This window comes from Pandoraea sp. 64-18 (assembly GCF_001899225.1).
Taxonomy (GTDB): domain Bacteria; phylum Pseudomonadota; class Gammaproteobacteria; order Burkholderiales; family Burkholderiaceae; genus Pandoraea; species Pandoraea cepalis.
The window spans coordinates 51236-58132 of record NZ_MKVU01000014.1 but is presented as its reverse complement, the minus strand read 5'-3'; the positions used below and the strand labels follow the sequence as shown (position 1 = coordinate 58132).

The 6897-nt window shown below is 62.8% G+C and carries 7 protein-coding genes; 1 reads left to right on the top strand and 6 read right to left on the bottom strand.

The genetic code is table 11. From position 1 onward, the window contains the following. Window positions 1-480, bottom strand: a 480-nt coding sequence (locus tag BGP02_RS13290; RefSeq protein ID WP_502688482.1) for a Rossmann-fold NAD(P)-binding domain-containing protein, incomplete at its 3' end; no start/stop codon positions are given. A gap of 42 nt (window positions 481-522) precedes the next feature. Beyond that, window positions 523-897: an HAD family hydrolase gene (locus BGP02_RS13285; protein ID WP_017231689.1), complete on the bottom strand. Its 375-nt coding sequence runs from the start codon at window positions 895-897 to the stop codon at window positions 523-525. A gap of 250 nt (window positions 898-1147) precedes the next feature. Between BGP02_RS13285 and BGP02_RS13280 the strand changes: the two genes are divergently transcribed. After that, window positions 1148-2143 (top strand): LysR family transcriptional regulator, encoded by a 996-nt coding sequence (locus BGP02_RS13280; protein ID WP_017231690.1) that lies wholly within the window; start codon window positions 1148-1150, stop codon window positions 2141-2143. Window positions 2144-2205: 62 nt separating this feature from the next. Here BGP02_RS13280 and BGP02_RS13275 read toward each other — a convergent pair whose 3' ends face one another. From BGP02_RS13275 to frc (BGP02_RS13260), 4 genes are all read right to left on the bottom strand, one after another. Next, complete coding sequence (locus BGP02_RS13275) at window positions 2206-2979, bottom strand: fumarylacetoacetate hydrolase family protein (RefSeq protein ID WP_017231691.1); 774 nt, start codon at window positions 2977-2979, stop codon at window positions 2206-2208. A 137-nt stretch (window positions 2980-3116) separates the two neighbouring features. Continuing rightward, a complete protein-coding gene (frc, locus tag BGP02_RS13270; RefSeq protein WP_017231692.1) occupies window positions 3117-4364 on the bottom strand; it encodes a formyl-CoA transferase in 1248 nt (415 codons plus the stop codon). A gap of 700 nt (window positions 4365-5064) precedes the next feature. Continuing rightward, window positions 5065-5505, bottom strand: a complete 441-nt coding sequence (locus BGP02_RS13265) for a PAS domain-containing protein (RefSeq protein ID WP_017231694.1) — start codon at window positions 5503-5505, stop codon at window positions 5065-5067. A 239-nt stretch (window positions 5506-5744) separates the two neighbouring features. Next, the coding region (gene frc / locus BGP02_RS13260) for a formyl-CoA transferase (RefSeq protein ID WP_286798690.1) at window positions 5745-6897 on the bottom strand (1153 nt) is incomplete at its 5' end.

Here is a 6897-nt window from a genome sequence, read left to right as displayed (position 1 = left end):
GCCGGCGGCCGTCATGAGCATCGGCATGAAGCGCTGATACAGATTGGCGGCAAGCATCACGGCCTTGTAGCCGGCGATGTTGGCCTGCGAAGACAACACGTCCATGCTTTGCGCACGCGTGGTCCGCGGCGCGGCTTCCAGGGCGAAGCCAATGACACCCGCCGCCGCCATGCGCGCATTGTTCTCGGCATCGAACGGGTTGAGCATGCCGACCACCGCACTGCCACGTGGAATCAACGCGATTTCCGCGATCGACGGCGCGCGTACCTTGAGCACCAACTCGGCGCCAAGGGCTTCGGCCGCGCTACCGCTTGACGCGCCCGCTGCGACATACGCCGCATCAGGCACGCTGGCCGCCTCGCCCGCACCACGCTCCACGGTGACGCGATGCCCTGCGCCCACCAGCTTCTTCACCGTTTCCGGTGTGGCCGCGACGCGGGATTCGCCGGCGGCCGTCTCCTTTGGAATGCCAATATGCATAGTTATTGTCTCGGGGTCTGAGCCCCTGTCGTGTTGTGAAACTCAGGCCGCAACGGCTCTCGGCGACTGCATCGAACGCCCTTCATTGGCCGCTTCGAAGCAGCGCACCTTGGTGCAGTGAATCAGGTCGCACAGGAATTCCGGCTCGTAGGCGCGCAGCAGATGCGGCTGATGTCCGTCGAGGTAAGCCCCGATCAGCAACAGCTCGGCCATGCGCAACGCCTGCGCCGAAGCGCCTTCGAGATACGCCAGCGGTAAATCTTGGTTCCCGGTCGCGTGCAGCAGCCGGGCATAGGTGGGGTGGTCCCAATACCAGTCCAGCCCCAATTCGACGAATGCGTTGTTGAACGCATGCAGATGGGCGTTGGCAACCGGTGCCAGGGCGGCGGGTTTGATATGCGATTCGATGACAGACATGATGGCGCTCTCCCAAAACAGTGATCGTCTCCAGAACACGCAGACCCGCGCTCGCCTGACATGACAGGTCACCGACGCTTTGCTGTCACACCACTTTCATGCGGGCTGCCATTGCAGATTACGCAGCCCAATCCATAAAAGACAGTTAAAGTTAATTATGCAAACCATCTACGATTACTTATACTTCTTTGGCAACGCTTAGCGTGCGGAAATCGTTCCGCCGCCCCGCCGATGTCAGGATGACCGCCGCATGAAACACGCCACGCTCCGTCAACTCAAGGTCTTCGAAGCCGTGGCGCGCCATTTGAGCTTTTCGCGCGCCGCCGAAGAACTTCACCTCACGCAACCGGCCGTCTCGACACAGGTCAAGCAGCTCGAGAGTCACGTCGGCCTGCCGCTGTTCGAGCAGTTGGGCAAGAAGGTCTTCCTTACGCCGGCGGGTACCGAAATGCTCCACTACAGCCGCGCGATCATTGCGCTCTTTCGCGAAACCGAGGAGGCAATGGATCACCTCAAGGGCATCACGGGCGGCAAGCTCAACGTGGCCGTGATCAGCGCGGGAGACTATTTCTTTCCCCGGTTGCTCGCGGCCTTTACCGCACGCCATCCCGGCGTGACGCTCAATCTCACGGTTCATAACCGCGAGGAACTTCTGCATCAGCTCACCGAAAACCTCACCGATCTAGCGGTGATGGTGCGTCCGCCACCGGAGATCGACACGATCAACGAAGCCTTCGCGCCCCATCCCTATGTCATCGTGGCACCGCCGGATCATCCGCTGGCCAGCCAGCGTCAGATTCCCTTCTCGCGTTTGACGGAAGAACCGTTCATCAGCCGCGAGCGCGGATCCGACACGTGGAATTCCCTGCAGGATGCCTTCGGTCAGCGCACCCAGCGACTCAAGATCACGATGGAGATCGCCAGCACGGAAACCATCAAGCAAGCGGTCGTGGCGGGCATGGGCATCAGCTTCCTGTCGGCCCATACCGTTGGCATGGAGCTTCAGACCGGTCAGTTGACGGTGCTCGACGTCCAGGGCTTTCCGGCCTGGCAAAGCTGGTACGTCGTGCATCGTCGCAGCAAGCGGCTGCCGCCGGTCGCGCTCGCCTTCCGGGAATTCCTGCTGGCCGAAGGCGCTGCGCTCATCGACGGCATGATGGCCTACAAGAGTCCCGTGCCGCCTCCCGCTGCGCGCGGCGGCGATCACGCCGCCTCGCGCCGGACAGATCCCGGATCCGCCGAATGAAAAAGGGCGATCGACTCAGGCCTTTGCCACCCCGGCCGACCACCGTGAAATCGATTGTTCTCTCAGCCGCCCATGCGGTTGGCCAACGTCCCCAGTCCGTCAATGCTCACCTCGACCAGCGCGCCCTCTTTCATCGAGCCCACGCCAATCGAGGTGCCCACGGCGATCACATCCCCCGGCATCAGGGTCATGTCCTGTGAGATACGCGCGACGAGTTGCCACGGGTTGAAGATCATGTCGGCGAGCGGATAGCGCTGACGCTCCGTGCCGTCGAGCCGCGTGACGACCTCCGCCTCGCGCCAGTCGAAATCCTGGGCAATGACGGGGCCGAGACAGCCGAACGTGTCGAAGCCCTTGGCCCGCGTCCACTGTGCGAAGTTGCCGTCCTGCTCGATGATTTCAGCGGCGGTCACGTCGTTGACCAACGTGTAGCCGAGGATGTAATCGCGCGCGGCTTCCTCGCTCACTTGGCTTGCGCGCTTGCCGATCACAACGCCCAGCTCGCCCTCGAACACGATCTTGCCCGCATACGACGGGGGACGCTGAATCACTGCGCCGGGCCCGTTCAGCGACGTGGCCGGCTTGATGAGGAAGAGCGGATGCGACGGCGCGGCCTTGCCGAGCTTCGCGCCGAGCGCGTGAAAGTTGTTCCACAGCGCCACGATTTTCGAGGGCTCGCACGGGCACAGCAGATCGACCGTATCGCGCGCGATCGTCGCGCCCGTGGCGATCGGCTGATCGTAGAGATCGCCGCGATGTTCGAGAATATGGTCGTCCTGCAGCAGGCCAAAGCCGATGCGACCATGCGCGGTCTTGAAACGGGTCCAGAGCTTCATGCGTATGCCTTATCTGTAACCGCCCGGCGCTACGGCAGGGTTCGCCGTTCGCGCGCCGGACGCGATGTCGTGACGTCATTCCCATCTGCCTCGTGCAGACGACTTGCGTTCGTGCGAGGACGCTTGCACGGCGCCGCTTATACCGCGCCGATTTCGCGCAGTGCCGCGATCTGCTGTGCGCTGTAGCCGAATTCCGAGAGCACGTCGTCGGTGTGTTCGCCAAGCAGCGGCGAGCGCTCCACATGCGTGGGGCTGGCCGAGAGCTTGATCGGGTTGCCGACGGTGAGGTACTTGCCGCGCTTCGGGTGATCGACTTCGACGATGGTCCCGGTCTCGCGCAGCGACATATCCTCGGCAATCTCTTTCATCGACAGAATCGGACCGCACGGGATGTCGTACTCGTTGAGGATCGCCATGACCTCGAACTTCGTCTTGGTCATGGTCCAATGCTCAACCGTGTCGAAGATCTCGCGCAGACGCGGAAGACGGGCACGCGGCGTGGCGTAGTCGGGATGCTCGACCCACTCGGGCTTGCCGATCACCTTGCAGATCGAGCCCCACACGGGCGCCTGGGCGATGAAGTAGATGTACGCGTTCGGGTCGGTCTCCCAGCCCTGACACTTGAGAATCCAGCCCGGCTGACCGCCGCCCGACGCATTGCCGGCACGCGGCACGGCATCGCCGAACTCACCGTTCGGGAACTGCGGATACTCTTCCATCACGCGCGCGCGCTCCAGGCGCTGCTGATCGCGCAGCTTCACGCGGCACAGGTTCAACACCCCGTCCTGCATGGCGGCGAGCACGCGCTGGCCCTGTCCGGTCATGGTGCGCTGATAGAGCGCCGTAACGATGCCCAGCGCCAGATGCAGCCCCGTGCCCGAGTCGCCGATCTGCGCCCCCGTGACCATCGGCGGACCGTCGTCGAAACCGGTCGTCGATGCCGCACCGCCCACGCACTGCGCCACGTTCTCGTAGACCTTGCAGTCCTGGTACGGACCGGGTCCGAAGCCCTTGACCGAGGCCACGATCATGCGCGGGTTCAACGCGTGGATATGCTCCCACGTGAAGCCCATGCGATCGAGCGCGCCGGGGGCGAAGTTCTCAACCAGCACGTCGCAGTCGCGGATCATGCGCTCGAGCACCGCCTTGCCTTCCGGGTGCTTCGTGTCGAGCGTGATCGAACGCTTGTTGCTGTTGAGCATCGTGAAGTAGAGACTGTCCGCGTCGGGAATGTCGCGCAGTTGATCGCGCGTCACGTCGCCATGTCCCGCGCGTTCGATCTTGATCACGTCCGCGCCGAACCACGCGAGCAACTGTGTGCACGTCGGCCCCGACTGCACGTGCGTGAAGTCGAGAATGCGCACACCTTCAAGTGCCTTACCCATGATCGGCTCCGCTCAGCACGTGGTCCGGGCAACTGCGCCCGAAGCCGACAGTTGAACTCGCGCATGGCGCACGGCACATGCCGCGACCTGCTCAATGTGCGTGCCACGCGCTGGGCGGGCTTCGCGCCGGATACTGGCGACGATGATCATGGTTTGTCTCCTCCTGATGCGACGGCGTTTATGTAATCGGTGCGCGAGACGCGACGACACGCGAGGCTCGCCTGATCGCTCGATGGTTGTCGCCTCTGTGGGCGCCATCCCCATCGTGGATCGATTGCTGTGATATACAGTATTTCATACACGATATTTTATCAACGGCTTTTTGTTGCCGATGAGATTTGCTGTCTCGCCGCATCGATCGGTAAAAAATCGCTGGAATCCCTATGTATCAAAGGAGTCCGCACCGCAACATGGTCCATGCGATCCGACCGGGCTACGGGTTTACAGGCATGTGTCACCGCGATGAAATTCGGTCGCCTGCGGTGCGGATTCCTGGCAAGTCCAGTGAATATATTGAATACAAAATATTCACATCCCACCGTATCGTCTTTGCCTGGCGGCCGAAATGCAAAAAAGCACCGATTCGCGACGCCGCCCTTTCGGGCGCGTTGCGAATCGGTGCTTCCTGTCTCTTGCGGTGACGGCTGGGCGTTAGCGGCGACCCCAGGCGCACCGCGCTATGTCGACCGGCATCGAGCGATCAGCCGGCGGTGGCGGCCACCTTCGCCTCGAGTTCCGCCACGCGCTTGCGCAACTGACGATCCTCCTGGAAGCGCGCCGTCTCGTCGCGAATCACGGCCACGATGCCGGTGACTTCGCCGCCCTCGCCATGCAACAACGCCACGGTGAACGCAATCGACATGGCGCGGCCGTCCTTGTGCGCGGCGGGCACCTTGAGCAGATCGCTGCCGTACTTCGTCTGCCCGGTCTCCATCGTCTTCACATAGCCTTCATTGTGGCGCGCGCGCAGCCGCTCGGGAATGATGATGTCCAGCGGCTGCCCGAGCGCCTCGGCCTCGGAGAAGCCGAACATCTTCTGCGCGCCGCTGTTCCACAGCGTGATGATGTTGTTCGGATCGGCCACGACGATGGCGTCGCCCACTACCTGGACCAACTGACTGACGTCGACGGATGCGCTCATGATGTCTCCAATAATCTTGTGGGGAATGCGATTGGCAGGGATACCAAACATGCCAATAAAGTACATCAATTAGAGGACAACACGGTCCCGAAAATAAAAATGGGTGCTGGCTCCGCTCGGCGCCGCACCCATGAATCCCTGCCTTGCGCCCCGCGCGCCGTCACCGCCCAAAGGCGGCGTCGGCACAGGCGGCGCATTGGCGGCGAGCCAGGCTTGGCCTGACTCGCCGCCTCGCGGACTTAAACCGACCGCGACGAATGCAGGTTCGCGATCTGGTCCTTGCTGTAGCCCAGCTCGGCCAGGATCTCGTCGGTGTGCTCACCCAGCAGCGGCGAACCGGTGATTTCCGGCTTCAGGCCCGAGAACTTGATCGGGCTGCCGACGGTCAGGTACGTACCACGCTCCTTGTGCGGCACTTCCACGATCGTGCCCGACGCGCGCAGCGACGGGTCGTTCGCGATTTCCTTCATCGACAGAACCGGTGCGCACGGGATATCGAACTTGCGCAGGATGTCCACCGCTTCGTACTTCGTCTTGTCGGCCAGCCAAGCTTCGATGGTCGCGAAGATCTCGAAGATGTGCGGTTGACGCGCTTGCGGCGTGGCGTAGTTCGGATCTTCGATCCACTCCGGCTTGCCCAGCGCGCGGCAGATCGGCTCCCAGGCGTGACCCTGAATCGTGAAGTAGATGTACGCGTTCGGATCCGTCTCCCAGCCCTTGCACTTGAGCACCCAGCCCGGCTGACCGCCACCGCCGGCGTTGCCGCCGCGCGGCACCACGTCGCTGAACTCGCCATGCGGGTACTGCGGATACTCTTCGAGGTAGCCGATACGGTCCAGGCGTTGCTGGTCGCGCAGCTTCACGCGGCACAGGTTGATGACCGAATCCTGCATCGAGACGGCGACCTTCTGACCACGGCCCGTCTGGCCACGGCCGATGATGGCCGTCAGAATGCCGATCGCAAGGTGCATCCCGGTGTTGCTGTCGCCCAGCGCCGCGGCCGACACCGTCGGAGGGCCGTCCCAGAAGCCCGTCGTCGACGCCGCGCCACCTGCGCACTGTGCCACGTTCTCGTACACCTTCAGGTCATCGTAGTGGTGACCGTCCGAGAAGCCCTTCACCGAGGCCATGATCAGCTTCGGGTTGAGTTCGTTCAATCGCTCCCACGAGAAGCCCATGCGATCCAGCGCGCCCGGGCCGAAGTTTTCCACCAGCACGTCGGATTCACGCACCAGCTTTTCGAGAACTTCCTTGCCTTCCTGCGTCTTCGTGTCCAGCGTCAGCGAGCGCTTGTTGCTGTTGAGCATCGTGAAGTACAAGGCGTCGGCGTCGGGGATGTCGCGCAGTTGGTTACGCGTGACGTCGCCCGAACCCGGGCGTTCCACCTTGATG

Coding starts and splice junctions, on each gene's coding strand:
- BGP02_RS13280 (WP_017231690.1), top strand. CDS start 1,148: ATGAAACACGCCACGCTCCGTCAACTCAAGGTCTTCGAAGCCGTGGCG.
- frc (WP_017231692.1), bottom strand. CDS start 4,364: ATGGGTAAGGCACTTGAAGGTGTGCGCATTCTCGACTTCACGCACGTG.
- BGP02_RS13275 (WP_017231691.1), bottom strand. CDS start 2,979: ATGAAGCTCTGGACCCGTTTCAAGACCGCGCATGGTCGCATCGGCTTT.
- BGP02_RS13265 (WP_017231694.1), bottom strand. CDS start 5,505: ATGAGCGCATCCGTCGACGTCAGTCAGTTGGTCCAGGTAGTGGGCGAC.
- BGP02_RS13285 (WP_017231689.1), bottom strand. CDS start 897: ATGTCTGTCATCGAATCGCATATCAAACCCGCCGCCCTGGCACCGGTT.